Origin of the sequence: Streptomyces sp. NPDC026672 (assembly GCF_040638185.1) — a bacterium.
GTDB lineage: Bacteria > Actinomycetota > Actinomycetes > Streptomycetales > Streptomycetaceae > Streptomyces.
Window position 1 is genome coordinate 91,379 of sequence record NZ_JBEZXS010000023.1, and the last position, 13,862, is coordinate 105,240.

Consider the following 13,862-nt stretch of genomic DNA (forward strand, 5'->3'; position numbering starts at 1 on the left):
CCCCGGCCCGCCCTTCCCCCCCGGGCGGGCCGGGGCCCTTTCACGTCGCCCGCACCCGGCCCCGGTGGCACGCCTCCCGCAGGCCGGGCCGCCCCATGGCCGCTGGACCAGGAATCCAGCGGCCCCTCGTACAACGGGAGAAACACCGCGTCCCCTGCCGGCGAGGAAAACGTGAAGGCACTGGTCACCACCACCCTGGACCCGCTCACCGTCGAGTTGCGCTCCGTCCCCGACCCCAGCCCCCGCCCGGACGAGGCCCTGGTCGAGGTCCACGCGACGGCCCTGAACCGGGCCGACCTCCTCCTCGCGGTCCGCCGCCCGGTCGGCTCCCCCCTCGGCCTGGACGTCGTCGGCACGGTCCTGCGCGCCGCCGCCGACGGCAGCGGTCCGCCCGCCGGCAGCCGGGTCGCCGGGCTCGCCGCGAACGACGCCTGGGCGGAACTCGCCGCCGTCCGCGCCGACCGGCTCGCCGTCATCCCGGACGGTGTCACCGACACCGAGGCCGCCACCCTGCCGGTCGCCGGGCTCACCGCCCTGTACGCGCTCCAGAAGGCCGGCTGGCTCCTGGGCCGGCACACCCTGGTGACCGGCGCGAGCGGCGGCGTCGGCCGGATGGCCGTGCAACTGGCCCTCGCGGGCGGCAGCACGGTGACCGCCTGGGTCGGCTCCGAGGCCCGCGGCGCGGGACTCGCCGCGTTCGGCGCGCAGGTCGTCACCGGCTACGACGAGCCGCCCGCCACGGCCGCCGACGTCCTCGTCGACAGTGTCGGCGGCGACGTGTTCAGCACCGGCTACACCCTCCTGCGCCGCGGTGGTGTGGCGACGGTGTTCGGCAACACGGTCCGCGCCGACCTGCGGCTGCCCCCCGACTGGGGCCACGCCCGCCCCGGCGTCCGCATCGAGTACCTGTTCCTGCTGGACGAGGTCACCCGGCGCGACGTACCGGCCGACCTCGCCCTGCTGCTCGGCCTGGCCGCCTCCGGACGGATCGTGGCCGAGCCCGGTCTGCTCACGCCCTGGACCGACCCCGCGAGCGCCGTCGCGGCCCTGTACTCCCGCGAGGTCAACGGCAAGGTCGTCCTGTCCATGTGAGGGCCGGCGGCAGGCGCCGTCACCTCGCGATCCCCCGTCCCTCACCGCACCCCGAGGTTCCCATGCGACTGATCAGCTATCACGAGCACGGCTCCCCCGACGTCCTGCGCGTCGAGGACGCCCCGGTGCCCACGCCGGGTCCGGGCCGGCTGCTGCTGCGCACCGAGGCCGTCGGCGTCAACTTCGTCGAGACCCAACTGCGGGGCGACACGGCCCCGTTCCCCTCCCCGCTGCCCGGCCGTCCCGGCGGTGACGTGGTGGGCCGCGTCGAGGCGCTCGGCCCGGACACCGACGGGCCCGCGCCCGGCACCCGGGTCGTGGCCTTCGGTGTGCCCGCCGCGTACGCGGACCGGGTCGTCGCCGACGCCGAACGCACCCTCGTGGTGCCCGAGGGCGTCGACACGGCCACGGCGACCGCGCTCGGCTCCACCGCGCAGACCGCGTGGAGCGTCCTCGACGCGGCCCGGATCGCCAAGGGCGACACGGTGCTCGTGCACGCGGCGGCCGGCGCCGTCGGCCACCTCGTCACCCAGCTCGCGAAGCTGCGCGGCGCGGGCCGGGTCATCGGCACGGTCGGCTCGCCCGCCAAGGCGGACTTCGTCCGCGCGCACGGCGCCGACGACGTCGTCGACTACCGGCAGCCGGACTGGGCGGACCAGGTCCGTGACCTCACCGGCGGCCAGGGCGTGGACGTCGTGCTCGACAGTGTCGAGGGCACCGTCTTCAAGGACGGTCTGAAACTGCTCAAGCCGTACGGGCGGCTGGTCTACTACGGCTTCGCGGGCGCCGGGGGCCGGGTCGCGCAGGTGGCGATGACCGAACTCCTCGGCCTGACCTATGTGGTGGGCACCTCGCTGGACGCGTGGGCGAAGGCCGACCCGGCCCGTGTCGCGGAGGCGCGCGGGGAACTGGTCCGGCTGGTCGCGTCGGGCGAACTGCGCGTCGCCGTGCACACCACGCTGCCGCTGACCGAGGCGGCCGAGGCCCACCGGATCATCGAGAGCCGTACGCAGCTGGGCCGTGTCGTCCTCGTCCCCTGAGCCCGAGTCCCGAGGGAGCCGTCCCATGACACAGACCGCACGGCAGCCGGCCCCGGCAGACACGCCGTCACCCGCCGCCGCGTCCCCCGAGCCCGACGAGACCGTTCCCGTCCTGGTCGTCGGCGCGGGCCCCGGCGGCCTCAGCACGGCCGTCTTCCTCGGCCTGCACGGCGTACCGGCACTGGTGGTCGAGCGCCACCGGAGCACGTCGACCGCGGTGAAGGCCACCGGCCAGTACCCGCACACGATGGAGGCCCTGGCCATCGCGGGCGCCGCCGAGAGCGTGCGGGAGCGGGGGCGCGCGTACCGCAGCGACTTCCACATGGTGGTCGCGAAGACCCTCGCGGGGCCGGTGCTGCGCACGCTGATGAGCGGCGACCAGCTGAGCATGCGGCACGTGTCCCCGGAGGACTGGGGCACCGCGAGCCAGTCCACCGTGGAGGCCGTGCTCGCCGCCCGGGCGACGGAACTCGGCGCGCGGCTGCGCTTCGCGACCCGGCTGGTGTCGCTCGTCCAGGACGACGACGGGGTCACCGCGGTCACCGAGGACACCCGGACCGGCGCACGGCGTGTGATCAGGGCCCGCTACCTGGTGGCGGCGGACGGCTGGCGCAGCGGTGTCCGGCAGTCCCTCGGCATCCCCGTGGACGGCCGGGGCACGGTGGGCAAGGTGCTGCGCGTGCTGTTCGAGGCCGATCTGCGCGAACCCCTGTCGCACACGGACGGCGCCGCCGACGGCCGCCGTTTCACCGCGCTGCACGTGGGCCGCGCCGTCCTGTTCAACACCGAGGTGCCGGGTCTGTACGGGTACTTCCGCAACCTCACGCCCGAGCTGCCGGAGGGCTGGTGGACGAGCGAGGACACCGTCGTCGAGCAGATCCGCTCCGACCTCGGCATCCCTGACACCCGGCTGAAGATCGAGGAGATCGGCGAGACGGAGATCTGCTGCGGGGTCGCCCGGCGCTTCCGCGAGGGCCGGGTGCTGCTCGTCGGTGACGCGGCGCACGTGATGCCGCCGACCGGTGGCATGGGCGGCAACACCGCCTACCTCGACGGGCTGTACCTCGGCTGGAAGCTCGCGGCGGTGCTCGACGGCACCGCGGGAGAGGCCCTGTTGGACAGTCATGACGCCGAACGCCGGCCGTACGCCACGGAACTGGTCGAGCAGCAGTTCACGAACCTCGTCGACCGGATATCCCCCGAACTCGCCGACGCGTCCCTGGCCGAGCCGCTGCCGCCGCCCGTGATCGCGTTCGGCTACCGCTTCCCCCGGGGCGCCGTGCTCACCGAACCCGGCGACGGCGGCGAGCTGTTCGAGAACCCGGCCCGGCCCACCGGCCGGCCGGGCTCCCACGCCCCGTACGTCCCGCTCACCCGCGCGGACGGCTCGCCCGCCTCGACCACCGCCCTGTTCGGCCGGGCGTTCGTGCTGCTCACCGGCCCGGACGGAAACGCCTGGGCGGAGGGCGCCGCCAGGGCCGCGGAAGCGCTGGGCGTCGCTATCCGGGTGCACCGGGTCGGCCCCGGCACCGAACTGCCCGACGCCGAGGGGGCGTTCGCCGCCGCGTACGGCATCGGCGCCGAGGGGGCCACCCTGGTGCGGCCCGACCGTTTTGTCGCGTGGCGCTCGGCCGGGGCCCACCCGGACCCGGCGGCCGAGATCGAGCGCGCGCTGCGGCACGTGCTGCACCGGCCCGCGTCCTGAGCGCCCCGGGGCGCGAACACCGTGGAAGTCGTCTCGAAAGGACCCAGCATGGCAGTGTCAGAAGCAGCCGCCCGCACGGAGCGCACCGAGGCGGACGCCGGGGCGCCCGACCGGCGGGTCGCGCTGGTCACCGGTGGTACGAGCGGCATCGGCCTCGCCGTCGCCGAACTGCTCGCGGAGCAGGGGCACGCGGTGTTCCTGTGCGGCCGGGACGGCGGCACGGTCGCCGCCGTCGTGGACAAGCTGCGCGGCCGTGGCTTCGACGCCGACGGCACCGCCGCCGACGTCACGTCGAAGCCGGACGTCCAACGCCTGGTCCGCTCCGCCGTGGAGCGCTTCGGGCCGATCCACGTCCTCGTCAACAACGCCGGACGCGGTGGCGGCGGGGTGACCGCCGAACTCCCGGACGAGCTGTGGGAGTCGGTCATCGAGACCAACCTCAACAGCGTCTTCCGGGTCACCCGCGAGGTGCTGTCGCAGGGCGGCATGGTGGCGCGCGGCCAGGGCCGCATCATCAACATCGCCTCCACGGGAGGCAAGCAGGGCGTGGAACTGGCCGCCCCGTACTCCGCGTCGAAGCACGGTGTCATCGGCTTCACCAAGGCGCTCGGCAAGGAGCTAGCGCAGTCCGGCATCACAGTGAACGCGGTCTGCCCCGGTTATGTGGAGACACCGATGGCCGCGCGGGTGCGCCAGGGCTACGCGGCACACTGGGGTACCACGGAGGAGGCGGTGCTGACGAAGTTCCAGGCGAAGATCCCCCTCGGCCGCTACTCGACCCCGCAGGAGGTGGCGGGCCTGGTCGGTTACCTCGCCGGCGATCTGGCGGCGTCCGTCACGGCGCAGGCCCTGAACGTGTGCGGCGGTCTGGGCAACTACTGACGGCGGGCGGCTCGGGGGCGGGCCGGGGCCGTGCGGTCCCGTTCCGCCCCCCGGCCCGTGAGCACCCCGCCCGTGAGCGTCCGGCCCCGGGAAAACCCGGGCGTGCCCGTCGGCTGCCGGGGGCACGCCCCCGGCAGAAACGAGAGACCCTGGTGAGGTATTACACGGCGGACCGGCTGATCACCGGTGACCGCGGCAGATGCATCCGGCGCGGCGGGGTGGTGGTCGACGGGGACCTCATCCGGTGGGCGGGGCCCGACCGGGCCGTACCGCGGCGGCTGCGGCGGGCGTGCGAGCAGGTGGACCTGGGGGCGCTCACACTGCTGCCCGGACTCGTCGACGGCCATGTGCATCTGGCGCTCGACGGCGCGCCCGGCGCGATGGACCGGATGCGGGCCGCCTCCGACGACGAGCTGTACGCGCTGATGCTGCGCAACGCGGCCGAGCTGCTGTCCGCGGGCGTGACCACCGCCCGTGACCTCGGCGCGCCCGGTGGCCTAGGTGTCCGTGTCCGCGATGCGATCCGCTCGGGCCTCGCTCCGGGGCCCGAACTGGTCGTTTCGGGGGCGCCGTTGACAGTGCCGGACGGCCACTGCTGGTTCATGGGCGGCGCGCGGGTCGGCGAGGAGGCCCTGCGGCAGGCAGTACGGGAGCAGGCCCGCGCCGGTGTCGACGTCATCAAGGTCATGGCGACCGGGGGTGCGCTGACACAGGGGTCGGCGTCGTGGCAGGGGCAGTTCACGGAGCGGGAGCTCGCCGCCGTCGTCGAGGAGGCGACCCTCGCGGGCCTTCCCGTGGCCGCGCACGCGCACGGCACGGAGGGGATAGCGGCCTGTCTGCGCACGGGGGTGCACACCATCGAGCACTGCAGCTTCCTCGACGCGTCCGGCGCGATCGTGCCGGACCACGGGGTGCTGCTGGGGCTGGCCGCGAGCGACGTCCACGTCTGTCCGACCATCAGCGTCCGTTTCACCGAGCGCCGGGACCCGCCCGATCCGCGTCGGACACCCGCCCTGCCCGCGCTGTACCGGCAGGGTGTCGCCATCGTCGCCGGTACCGACGCGGGCACGGACGGCGCACCGCACCACGCCTATGTCGAGGGTCTGATCGGTATGGCCCGGCTCGGTCTGCCGCACGCGGAGGTGCTGGAGGCGGCGACGTCCCGCGCGGCCCGCGCCCTGCGTGTCGAGGCGCTGACCGGCAGGATCGCGGCCGGACTGCGTGCCGACCTCGTCGCGGTCGAGGGTGATCCGCTGGCCGACGTCACGGCGCTGCGCGCCCTGCGTCTGGTCGTCGCACGGGGGCGGGAGGTCCGCTCACCGTCCGAGCGGTCGCCCGCGGGCGAGTGGGCGCAGTGAGGTGGGCGCAGTGAGGGGGCACATTGCCACGACGTGGAGCCGCGCTCCGTCATTTCTCCACCGTCGTCGGTGAGGCTTCCCCCATGCACGGTGAACCCGAACGAGACGGATCCGGACACGGCCGGCCCGAACGAGGTGGACCCGGACGAGGTGGGCCGGAACGAGGTGGGCCCGGACAAGCTGAGCCCGAACGAGGTGGGCCCGAACGGCCTTCGGCCGGCACCTCGCCGTCTCCGTCGCCATCGCCATCGCCCTCTGTGTCGCCGGAGCACCTGACCCTCCCGCTTGCCTGTGCCCTGTTCTCCCGGGACGCGGCGTCGGCCGCCGCCCGTCTCCTGGGACTGCCGGCCGACCCCGCCCCGTCCGTGGCGTCCTCCTCGTACGCCCGCACCCTCGGCGTCTGAGGGGGACGGGCCCCGGCCCGCGGTCAGTCCGGCGAGTCTGCGAGCGTGCCGAGCCAGTCGTCCACGGCTGGAGCCACGTCCACCCCGATGACCTCGGTCAGCTCCCGCTGGGCCGTCGCCCAGGCACCCGCGGCGGAGGCGAGCGCCGCCACGCCCCGATCGGTTGTCGCGGCGGAGGTCACACGCCCGGACGGTGAGATGTCGAGGGCGATCCAGCCGTGGCGCTCCATGAGCGCCAGATTGCGGCTGATCGTGGAGCGCTCGACCGCCAGCCGCTCGGCGACTGCCGACGGCTTCAGCGGGCCGTCCCGCAGCAGAATGCCGAGCACTTCCAGCTGGGGAAGGGACACGCCGGTGGGGCGAAGGGCCTGGTCGAACCGCCGGGCCACCATCCGGTGCAGCCTGCCGACCCGGCTGCCCAGGCACCCGGCCTGCATGGCGGCGGCGAGCTCCGCGGCCTGCTGTTGTCGCATCTACAACTCTTCCTGGCCGGCCTCGACCGGTAGCCGGAAGGCCGAAGGGCGGCGGCACCCTTGCCGGAACACGACACGGTCCTGGCGGTCGTCCGCGCACGGTGTCACCAGAACGCGGCCAGCACGGACGGGGAGTGCGCGAGTCGTTCGTGGAGGGGGTAGCGGCGCGTCGGCTCGGCGTCGTGGTGCGCGGAGAGATCGGAGAGCAGCAGGAGCACGGCGTTCCGGGCGAGGGGTTCGAAGACCTGGTCGGTCAACCGCCGTACGTCGTCGAGGAACCGGTGGGGGTGCGCGGGGCCGTCGTCGGTGGCCGGCGGGAGGTACGCGGCCAGCGCCAGCCCCGCCACGGCCCGGCGGCCACGGGGCGCGGTCGGCGAGGCCCAGACCTCCCGGAACACCCGCTCGGCCTCGGCGAAGCGGAACCGACCGGCCAGGACCACCCCACGCAGATTGGCGACGGCGGACCCGAGGTCGTACGAGGTGAGGTCGGCTCCACGGGCCGCGTCCCGGTCGAACGCCAGGTCGATCCACCACGCTGCCCTGCTCGCGGGCTCGGTCACATTGCCCTCCACCGCGGATGTGTCCGCGTCGGGTGGGCGACCGGGCCGGAGCGCGCCGGCGGGGCGGCCGGGTCCGGCGAGTGAGGGGCACGTGCGACGGGGCGTCCGCCGGCCAGGATCAGCCGTGCGAGCAGCGTCCGTCCCATGGCCCCCGCGAACCGCACTGGGGATCCGTCGGCCGCCCGTACGTCGAGGCGCCCGAGGAGCAGAAAGTGCACGAACTACTTATATCACCGGCCGCGAGTGCCCCGGCCGGATGGATCAACTCCCCTGTCGGCAAAGGGCGTTGGTCCTCCCGGGAACCTACTGTCCCCCTCGCCCGATTGGTCGTACTCTGACAAGTCAGAGACATTCAGGCATGGTTGACGGGGGGGACCGTCATGTCCTGGGACCACACCGCGCACGGCGATTTTGTCATTCCACCGATGCCGACCGCACCGCCGCCCGCTCCCGCGGATCCCTGGCGGGCCGTGGCGGTCGGGTTGCTCAACCTCAGCGGGCTGGGCCTCGGTTACGCCCTCGTGCGCCGTTGGGTGCCGATGGCCGTCTGCTGGGTCATGACGGCGATCCTGCTCGTGGTGGCCCTGCCGGCCGATCCGGACGGGGTGCCCGGCGCCCTGCTCGTCCTCTGGCTGGTCCTGCTCCTGGCCGCCGCGGTGCACGGCGCCGTCGTCGGTCTGCGGACCCGGCTCTCGTGGCCGGCGAGCTCCCTGGTCGCGGCGGCGCTGGGCGTCGTGCTGCTCGCCGTGCCCGCCGCGGGGGCCGTCCTGTACGACGGGGCACGCGACGAGGCCACGGAACAGATGCTGCTGGACCGGCTGGAGAACGCGGACGACCTCGTCCGTACGGCCGCGGCGACGCCCTTCGAGACGGCCCAGGGCGACTACCGCCGGGCGCTGACCGTCTACGACGGGCTCACCGACGACCACCCGGACTCACGCGCGGCCGGTCGTGTCCCCGACCGGCTCAAGACCTACTACACCACCGTCGCCGCGCCCTACGCGCAGCGCAACTACTGCGACGCGATAGCGCCGTTGACGTATCTGCGCACGGTCCCGCGCACGATGGACAGGAAGGCGCTCGGATCGCTGGCCACCTGGCCCGACGACCGGCTGGCGACGTCGCTCTACGAGTGCGGCTCGACGTCGCTCGACTCCGACGCCTCGGGCTGGACCGCGCACTTCGGCGAACTCCTGACGACGTTCCCCGACTCGGCGCAGGCGCGGCAGGTCGAGCCCGCCGTGAAGGGCGCGGTCGACAAGGCGGTCACGGCCGTCGGGGGCGACGACCCGTGCGGGGCGGTCGAGCGGCTCGACGGGCTCGGCACCAAGGTGCGGACCCTGCCGGGCGACGAGGCCGGTCTCGGCGACGCCCTCGGCCGGGACGCCGACCTGGCCGAGCGCAACGCGAGTTCGGGAACGTACCACTGTGGCGTCGACCAGTACCGGGACGGGAAGTTCGACGAGGCCGCCACCACCATGAACGACTTCGCCAAGGAGCATCCGAACGACCGGAACACGCCCCGCGCCAAGAAGATCGCCATCGGCGCGGAGGTCGCCGAGACCGTGCCGGCGGCGGGCAAGCGACTGCCGACCACGGCGTCCGGCGGCAGCATCTCCGTCACGATCAAGAACGACAGCCCCGACGACATCACGGTCCTCTACACCGGCCCGGTGACCGGCAGCATCACCCTCGAGGCGTGCGGCGGTTGCACGTCGTACTCACTGGCCAGCACGATCGGACTCGCGTTCAAGCCGTGCAGCGACAGCGGCAGGAACTACCCGCAGCGCACCATCCGGCTGCCCGCCGGCACGACCTACTTCGTGCACAAGTCCCAGAGCGGCCTGGGCAGGTCCCCCGCCTCGGACACCGCCAAACTGTCCCCCGGCTACATCTACACGGAGTGCGCCTACACGACCAACTTCGGCTACTAGGGCCTCTCACGGCAACGCGCCATACCGGAGCTGCCCCTCAGACGCTGAGGACGATACGGCCGCCCGCCGCGTGGTTCTCCAGCCGCTCGTGGGCGGTCGCCGCCTGCTCCAGGGGCAGGATCTCGACCTCGGTGTCCGCCAGGCCCTCGGCCACCGCCTTCAGCGCGGCCCGCGCCGCGGGCCGGACGGCCTCCGGGTGCGTCGGCAGATAGCCGCCGGCGTTGAAGCCGGTGACGGTGAAGTTGCCGTACCAGATCCGGTTGCCGTCGATGCCGTGGTTCCAGTCGCCGCTGGCGTTGCCGACCAGCAGGAGCCGGCCGAAGGGCGCGAGCAGGTCCAGGCTGAGGGAGCGGACGGGGCCGCCCACGGGGTCCACGACGACGTCGAACTTCTCGTCGCCGAGGACGTCGGGCAGCAGGGCGGAGTCGACGATCGTGTCGTAGGGCAGCTTGGAGGCGGCCGCCGCGCCCATCCTCTCGGTGCGGACCGTGCCGACCACCCGGGACGCGCCCAGCCCGCGGGCGATGCCGGGGAAGCTCGCCGCGAACGCGCCCAGCGCCCCGTGGATCAGCACGCTGTCCCCCTCGGACACGTGGATCGCGCGAGAGAGCGCCGCGTGGGCCATGATCGCGTTGGGGACGACGGCGGCGGCAAGCGCCGGGTCGATGTCGTACCCCTCCGTCGGGACGACCCATCCCTGGTCGGCGACGTACACCGAGGCGTATCCGCCCGTCCCGTCGGAGGGCAGCGCCACCACCCTCTCGCCGACGGAGAGACCGGTGACCCCCTCTCCCAGCGCGCGCACGGTACCGGCGACCTCCAGCCCGGGGACGTACGGCGGCTGCGGCAGCCCCGCGCGCTCCTTGTAGAGGCCCTGCCGGATGTAGACGTCGACGAGCCCGACGGCGGCATGGGTGACGTCGATCGCGACCTGGCCGGGGCCCGGTTCCGGATCCGGCAGTTCGGTGGGGGTGAGCACACGCGGTCCGCCGAACTCGGTGACCTGGACAGCCCTCATGATGATTCCCTTCGCCGTATAACGCACTCGATGATGCGTTAAGTCGACCGTAACACGACTCGGCACCGGAACGCATCACGGGGTGCGTTAGAATTCCGGCATGCGTCAGAGGGCTCGGTCGGTCGAGGACAAGGCACGTCGTGCGGAGGATCTGCTCGACGCGGCGGAGGCGCTCGCACTGGAGCTCGGCGGGGTGCGCTACGTGACCCTGGCACCGGTCACCGAGCGGGCGGGCCTGCACCGCACCGGCGTGCGGCGCTACTACGCCAGCAAGGAGGAGCTGTTCCTCGAACTGGCCGAGCGCGGCTGGGGCCGCTGGCGCGACGCCATCCGGGCGGAGGTCGGCGAGCGCACCGGGCTGGGGCCCGCGCGGACCGCGGAGGTCGTCAGCCGGACGCTCGTCTCACTGCCGGTGTTCTGCGATCTGCTGACCCATGTGACGCTGCACCTCGAAGGCGACGTCGACATCGAACGGGCCCGCCGCTACAAGACCAACGCCTTCGCCGCCCACGACGAGATGACGGCCGTGCTCACCCGGGCGAGCACGATGACGGGCGAGCAGATCGAGGGTCTGCTGGCGGTGGCGATCATGCTGGCGGCCGGCTTCTGGCAGGTGTCCCATCCGACCCCGACCCTCGCCGCCCTGTACGAGCAGGTGCCGCGCTGGGGCCATGTCGCCCTCGACTTCGCCCCCCGGCTCGACGCCGCGCTCCGCGCGTTCGCGGTGGGCCTCGGCGAACCGCCGAGCGCGCCGGACACGGACTGACTCCGCCGACCCGCCCGGTCGGCTGTCCGACCGATCGACCGTCCCGCCGCTCAGCTGTCCGTCCGATCGACTGCCCGGCCCCTCAGCTGCCGGACCCGCTCCGCTGTCCGGCCGACTCCGGTGGCCGGCCGGACGGTTCGCGCCCGGACCACGCGGGTCGCGTCAGCGGACCGGCGTGGGACGGCGGTCCGTCAAAGGGAGTTGGCCCTTGAGCATGCGGCCGCCGTCGCCCGTCAGCCGCAGGTAGTAGTCGGACGAGCAGGACGTACCGTCCTCGTCGAGGGCGAAGATGCCCGACCCGGCGGGCACGTCGGCGGCGGACTCGGCCGTCTTCGCTATCTGGTTGGCCTCGTTGTACTCGTCGAACATGGAGATGTAGATGCCCTGCGCCCCCAGCCGCACCATGTTGTAGAACTGGCGCCACATGAAGTCCCCGTGCGCGCGCTGGCGTTCCTGGAGGTCGCCGGGGAGCACACAGGGCTGGTAGTCGATGCCGTGGGCGGCGCAGTCGGCGAGGTCGGGGCGGTTGACGTTGTCGTAGAACGAGTCGGAGTCGGCCGCCCTGCCGATCCGGCCCACCATCCACGGCGAGAGCATGTGGAAGGCGTGGTAGACGTCCGAGAAGCCGGGCCGGGAGTCCTCGGTGCCGGTGCGCCAGTGCGTGGGGACGCCCCCGATGACGTAACAGCCCTGCTGCTTGAACCAGTTGACGACGTCCAGGCACTCACCGGCGCCGAACGGACGGGCGTTGTCGCTGAAGCCGAAGCCCCAGACGCACACCACCGGCTTGCCGTTCTGACGGGCGTAGGCCGAGGAGGCGGTGTGCGCGGACATCTTGCTCGTCCAGTCCTGCTTGATCTGGCCCGCCATCGAGGTCCAGCCGGTGACGTCGTACATGACGTAGAACTTGCGGCCGTTGGCCTCGGCCGCCGACCGCACCTTCTGTGCCATGGCGTCGCGGGTGGGCCCCTCGGAACCGAACGGGTTGAAGCGCTGGAGCGCGGCGGTGTCGATGCCGTTCTCACGCATCCACCGGAAGTGGGTGTCCACGGTCTGCTGGTCCCAGGACGAGAACAGGGCCGCGGGCGAACCGCCGTTGAGGTTCGGCATGTCGGTGCGGTAGGTGCGGGTGTAGTCGCGCACGTCGGGCCAGGACTTGGCGCTTGCGGCCCCGAGGCGCGGGGCCCTGGACATGTCGGGGCTCCAGTGCCACCAGCCGTTGACGGGGGCGCCGTCGCCGGCGCAGGCGAACCAGCCCTGGTAGCCGACGGTGATCTTGCCGACGACGTCACCGACCGGGCTCGCCGTGCCCGCCGTGGGGGTCTCCGCGGGAGTGGCGGCACGGGCGGTGGTGGGTGACAGGGCTGCTGCCGCGGCGCTGCCCGCGGCGAGGGTGAGGGCTCGGCGGCGTGTGACTGCCATGCGTGGGGGTCCTCTCGATGGTGAGGGCAAGGCGATCGTGCGCTCACAAAATAGCGCCGGGCACACGGGAGGAGAGGGACCGCGGGAGCACCATGGGCCGTTTCAAGTCCCCTACGGCACAGGGGGATTCCGCGCCCCGCGCGGCTACGCCGGCAGTGCCCGGCCGGTCAGTCCCCGGCCGGGCTGCGGCGCGCGGGCCGCGGGCGTCCGCGGCGCCGTACGGCCTCGTACGTCTGCTGGAGGGCCGCGTTCGTGGCGTCGGGGGAACGCTGGGCGACGCCGACGAACAGGCAGTCGACGAGCGCGAGTTGAGCTATGCGGCTGGCGGTCGCGCCGGAGCGGAAGGGCATCTCACGGGCGCGTGTCGCGAGGACCAGGTGGGCGCTGCCGGCGAGGGTGGAGCCGGGGACGTTGGTGAGGGCGATGGTGGTGGCGCCGCGTTCGACGGCCAGTCGGAGGGGTTCGACCGTGTCCTCGGTCTCCCCGGAGTGCGAGATGGCCACGGCGACGTCACCGGGGCCGAGCAGCGCGGCCGCGGTCAGGGCCGCGTGCCGGTCGGTCCAGACGAACGCCATGCGGCCCGTGCGGTGCAGCTTCTGGTGCAGGTCCTGGCCGACGAACGCGCTGGCACCGACGCCGAATATGTCGACACGGCGGGCGCCCGCCACGGCGTCGACCGCCGCGCCCAGCGCCTCGACGTCGAGCCCGGCCCCGGAGTCCTCCAGGGCGCGCACCTCGTTGTAGATGATCTTGTGGACGATCCGTTCGAGGGTGTCGGTGGCGCTGATGTCGGTGCCCGGTGCCGGGCGCTCGCCGCCGAGGGCGTGTTCGCGGGCGGCCGCCGCGGCCAGGGCGAGCCGCAGGTGCGGGTAGCTGCCCAGCTCCATCGTCCGGCAGAACCGCATGACCGTGGCCGCGGAGGTGGCGGCGCGTTCGGCGAGGGCGCTGATGGACAGTTCCGCCGCCCGGTCCGGGTCGGCCAGCACAGCGTCGGCGACACGCCGTTCGGAGGGCGCCAGGGTCGGCAGGGCGGCACGGACGCGCGTCAGGACGTCGGCGGCCGGGGCGCTCTCCGGCGCCGGCCGCGCGGTGGTGCGGTGCGGGTCCTGGCGGGCCATGGACGGGTTCCTCCTGGCTGGGTGGCGTCAGCGTAACCACGCCCACCGAACGCGTCAAAAATTTACGCACTGCGCCGCTTGGAGTCATTT

13 protein-coding genes are annotated in these 13,862 nt (G+C 73.5%); 8 read left to right on the plus strand and 5 right to left on the minus strand.

Annotated elements, in window-relative coordinates; translation table 11 throughout:
* Positions 1–171 precede the first annotated feature (171 nt).
* The 6 genes from AB0F77_RS25685 to AB0F77_RS25710 all read left to right on the plus strand — a co-directional run bounded on the left by AB0F77_RS25685 (position 172) and on the right by AB0F77_RS25710 (position 6,481).
* Positions 172–1,092 (plus strand): zinc-binding dehydrogenase, encoded by a 921-nt coding sequence (locus tag AB0F77_RS25685; protein WP_361953121.1) that lies wholly within the window; start codon positions 172–174, stop codon positions 1,090–1,092.
* Positions 1,093–1,154: 62 nt separating this feature from the next.
* Positions 1,155–2,132, plus strand: coding sequence for a zinc-binding dehydrogenase (locus AB0F77_RS25690; RefSeq protein ID WP_361953124.1), 978 nt, complete (start codon positions 1,155–1,157; stop codon positions 2,130–2,132).
* Between the two features lie 25 nt (positions 2,133–2,157).
* A complete protein-coding gene (locus AB0F77_RS25695; RefSeq protein ID WP_361953127.1) occupies positions 2,158–3,837 on the plus strand; it encodes an FAD-dependent monooxygenase in 1,680 nt (559 codons plus the stop codon).
* 48 nt (positions 3,838–3,885) lie between these two features.
* A complete protein-coding gene (fabG, locus tag AB0F77_RS25700) occupies positions 3,886–4,719 on the plus strand; it encodes a 3-oxoacyl-ACP reductase FabG (RefSeq protein ID WP_361953130.1) in 834 nt (277 codons plus the stop codon).
* Between the two features lie 152 nt (positions 4,720–4,871).
* Positions 4,872–6,077, plus strand: coding sequence for an amidohydrolase family protein (locus AB0F77_RS25705; RefSeq protein ID WP_361953133.1), 1,206 nt, complete (start codon positions 4,872–4,874; stop codon positions 6,075–6,077).
* A gap of 257 nt (positions 6,078–6,334) precedes the next feature.
* Positions 6,335–6,481: a hypothetical protein gene (locus AB0F77_RS25710; RefSeq protein ID WP_361953136.1), complete on the plus strand. Its 147-nt coding sequence runs from the start codon at positions 6,335–6,337 to the stop codon at positions 6,479–6,481.
* A gap of 23 nt (positions 6,482–6,504) precedes the next feature.
* Here AB0F77_RS25710 and AB0F77_RS25715 read toward each other — a convergent pair whose 3' ends face one another.
* Both AB0F77_RS25715 and AB0F77_RS25720 read right to left on the minus strand, forming a co-directional pair.
* Entirely contained in the window at positions 6,505–6,954 is a 450-nt protein-coding gene (locus AB0F77_RS25715) for a MarR family transcriptional regulator (RefSeq protein WP_361953139.1), read from the minus strand.
* 104 nt (positions 6,955–7,058) lie between these two features.
* Positions 7,059–7,514 carry a hypothetical protein gene (locus tag AB0F77_RS25720; protein WP_361953142.1) on the minus strand — a complete coding sequence of 152 codons (456 nt, stop codon included), beginning with the start codon at positions 7,512–7,514 and terminating at the stop codon, positions 7,059–7,061.
* 425 nt (positions 7,515–7,939) lie between these two features.
* On the opposite strand from AB0F77_RS25720, the gene AB0F77_RS25725 reads away from it, so the two are divergent.
* A complete protein-coding gene (locus tag AB0F77_RS25725; protein WP_361953145.1) occupies positions 7,940–9,448 on the plus strand; it encodes a hypothetical protein in 1,509 nt (502 codons plus the stop codon).
* A gap of 37 nt (positions 9,449–9,485) precedes the next feature.
* Here AB0F77_RS25725 and AB0F77_RS25730 read toward each other — a convergent pair whose 3' ends face one another.
* Positions 9,486–10,466 carry a zinc-binding dehydrogenase gene (locus AB0F77_RS25730; RefSeq protein ID WP_361953148.1) on the minus strand — a complete coding sequence of 327 codons (981 nt, stop codon included), beginning with the start codon at positions 10,464–10,466 and terminating at the stop codon, positions 9,486–9,488.
* 100 nt (positions 10,467–10,566) lie between these two features.
* Between AB0F77_RS25730 and AB0F77_RS25735 the strand changes: the two genes are divergently transcribed.
* Positions 10,567–11,232 (plus strand): TetR family transcriptional regulator, encoded by a 666-nt coding sequence (locus tag AB0F77_RS25735; protein ID WP_361953151.1) that lies wholly within the window; start codon positions 10,567–10,569, stop codon positions 11,230–11,232.
* Positions 11,233–11,394: 162 nt separating this feature from the next.
* Here the strand turns inward: AB0F77_RS25735 and AB0F77_RS25740 are convergent, their stop codons facing one another.
* Positions 11,395–12,654, minus strand: a complete 1,260-nt coding sequence (locus AB0F77_RS25740) for a glycoside hydrolase family 71/99-like protein (protein ID WP_361953153.1) — start codon at positions 12,652–12,654, stop codon at positions 11,395–11,397.
* 167 nt (positions 12,655–12,821) lie between these two features.
* Positions 12,822–13,772 carry a MurR/RpiR family transcriptional regulator gene (locus AB0F77_RS25745; RefSeq protein WP_361953156.1) on the minus strand — a complete coding sequence of 317 codons (951 nt, stop codon included), beginning with the start codon at positions 13,770–13,772 and terminating at the stop codon, positions 12,822–12,824.
* Between the last annotated feature and the right edge of the window lie 90 nt (positions 13,773–13,862).

What these genes read in the sequence shown, in the direction of transcription:
- AB0F77_RS25690 (WP_361953124.1), top strand. Translation starts at nt 1,155, where the DNA reads ATGCGACTGATCAGCTATCACGAGCACGGCTCCCCCGACGTCCTGCGC.
- AB0F77_RS25695 (WP_361953127.1), top strand. Translation starts at nt 2,158, where the DNA reads ATGACACAGACCGCACGGCAGCCGGCCCCGGCAGACACGCCGTCACCC.
- fabG (WP_361953130.1), top strand. Translation starts at nt 3,886, where the DNA reads ATGGCAGTGTCAGAAGCAGCCGCCCGCACGGAGCGCACCGAGGCGGAC.
- AB0F77_RS25715 (WP_361953139.1), bottom strand. Translation starts at nt 6,954, where the DNA reads ATGCGACAACAGCAGGCCGCGGAGCTCGCCGCCGCCATGCAGGCCGGG.
- AB0F77_RS25725 (WP_361953145.1), top strand. Translation starts at nt 7,940, where the DNA reads ATGCCGACCGCACCGCCGCCCGCTCCCGCGGATCCCTGGCGGGCCGTG.
- AB0F77_RS25730 (WP_361953148.1), bottom strand. Translation starts at nt 10,466, where the DNA reads ATGAGGGCTGTCCAGGTCACCGAGTTCGGCGGACCGCGTGTGCTCACC.
- AB0F77_RS25735 (WP_361953151.1), top strand. Translation starts at nt 10,567, where the DNA reads ATGCGTCAGAGGGCTCGGTCGGTCGAGGACAAGGCACGTCGTGCGGAG.
- AB0F77_RS25740 (WP_361953153.1), bottom strand. Translation starts at nt 12,654, where the DNA reads ATGGCAGTCACACGCCGCCGAGCCCTCACCCTCGCCGCGGGCAGCGCC.
- AB0F77_RS25745 (WP_361953156.1), bottom strand. Translation starts at nt 13,772, where the DNA reads ATGGCCCGCCAGGACCCGCACCGCACCACCGCGCGGCCGGCGCCGGAG.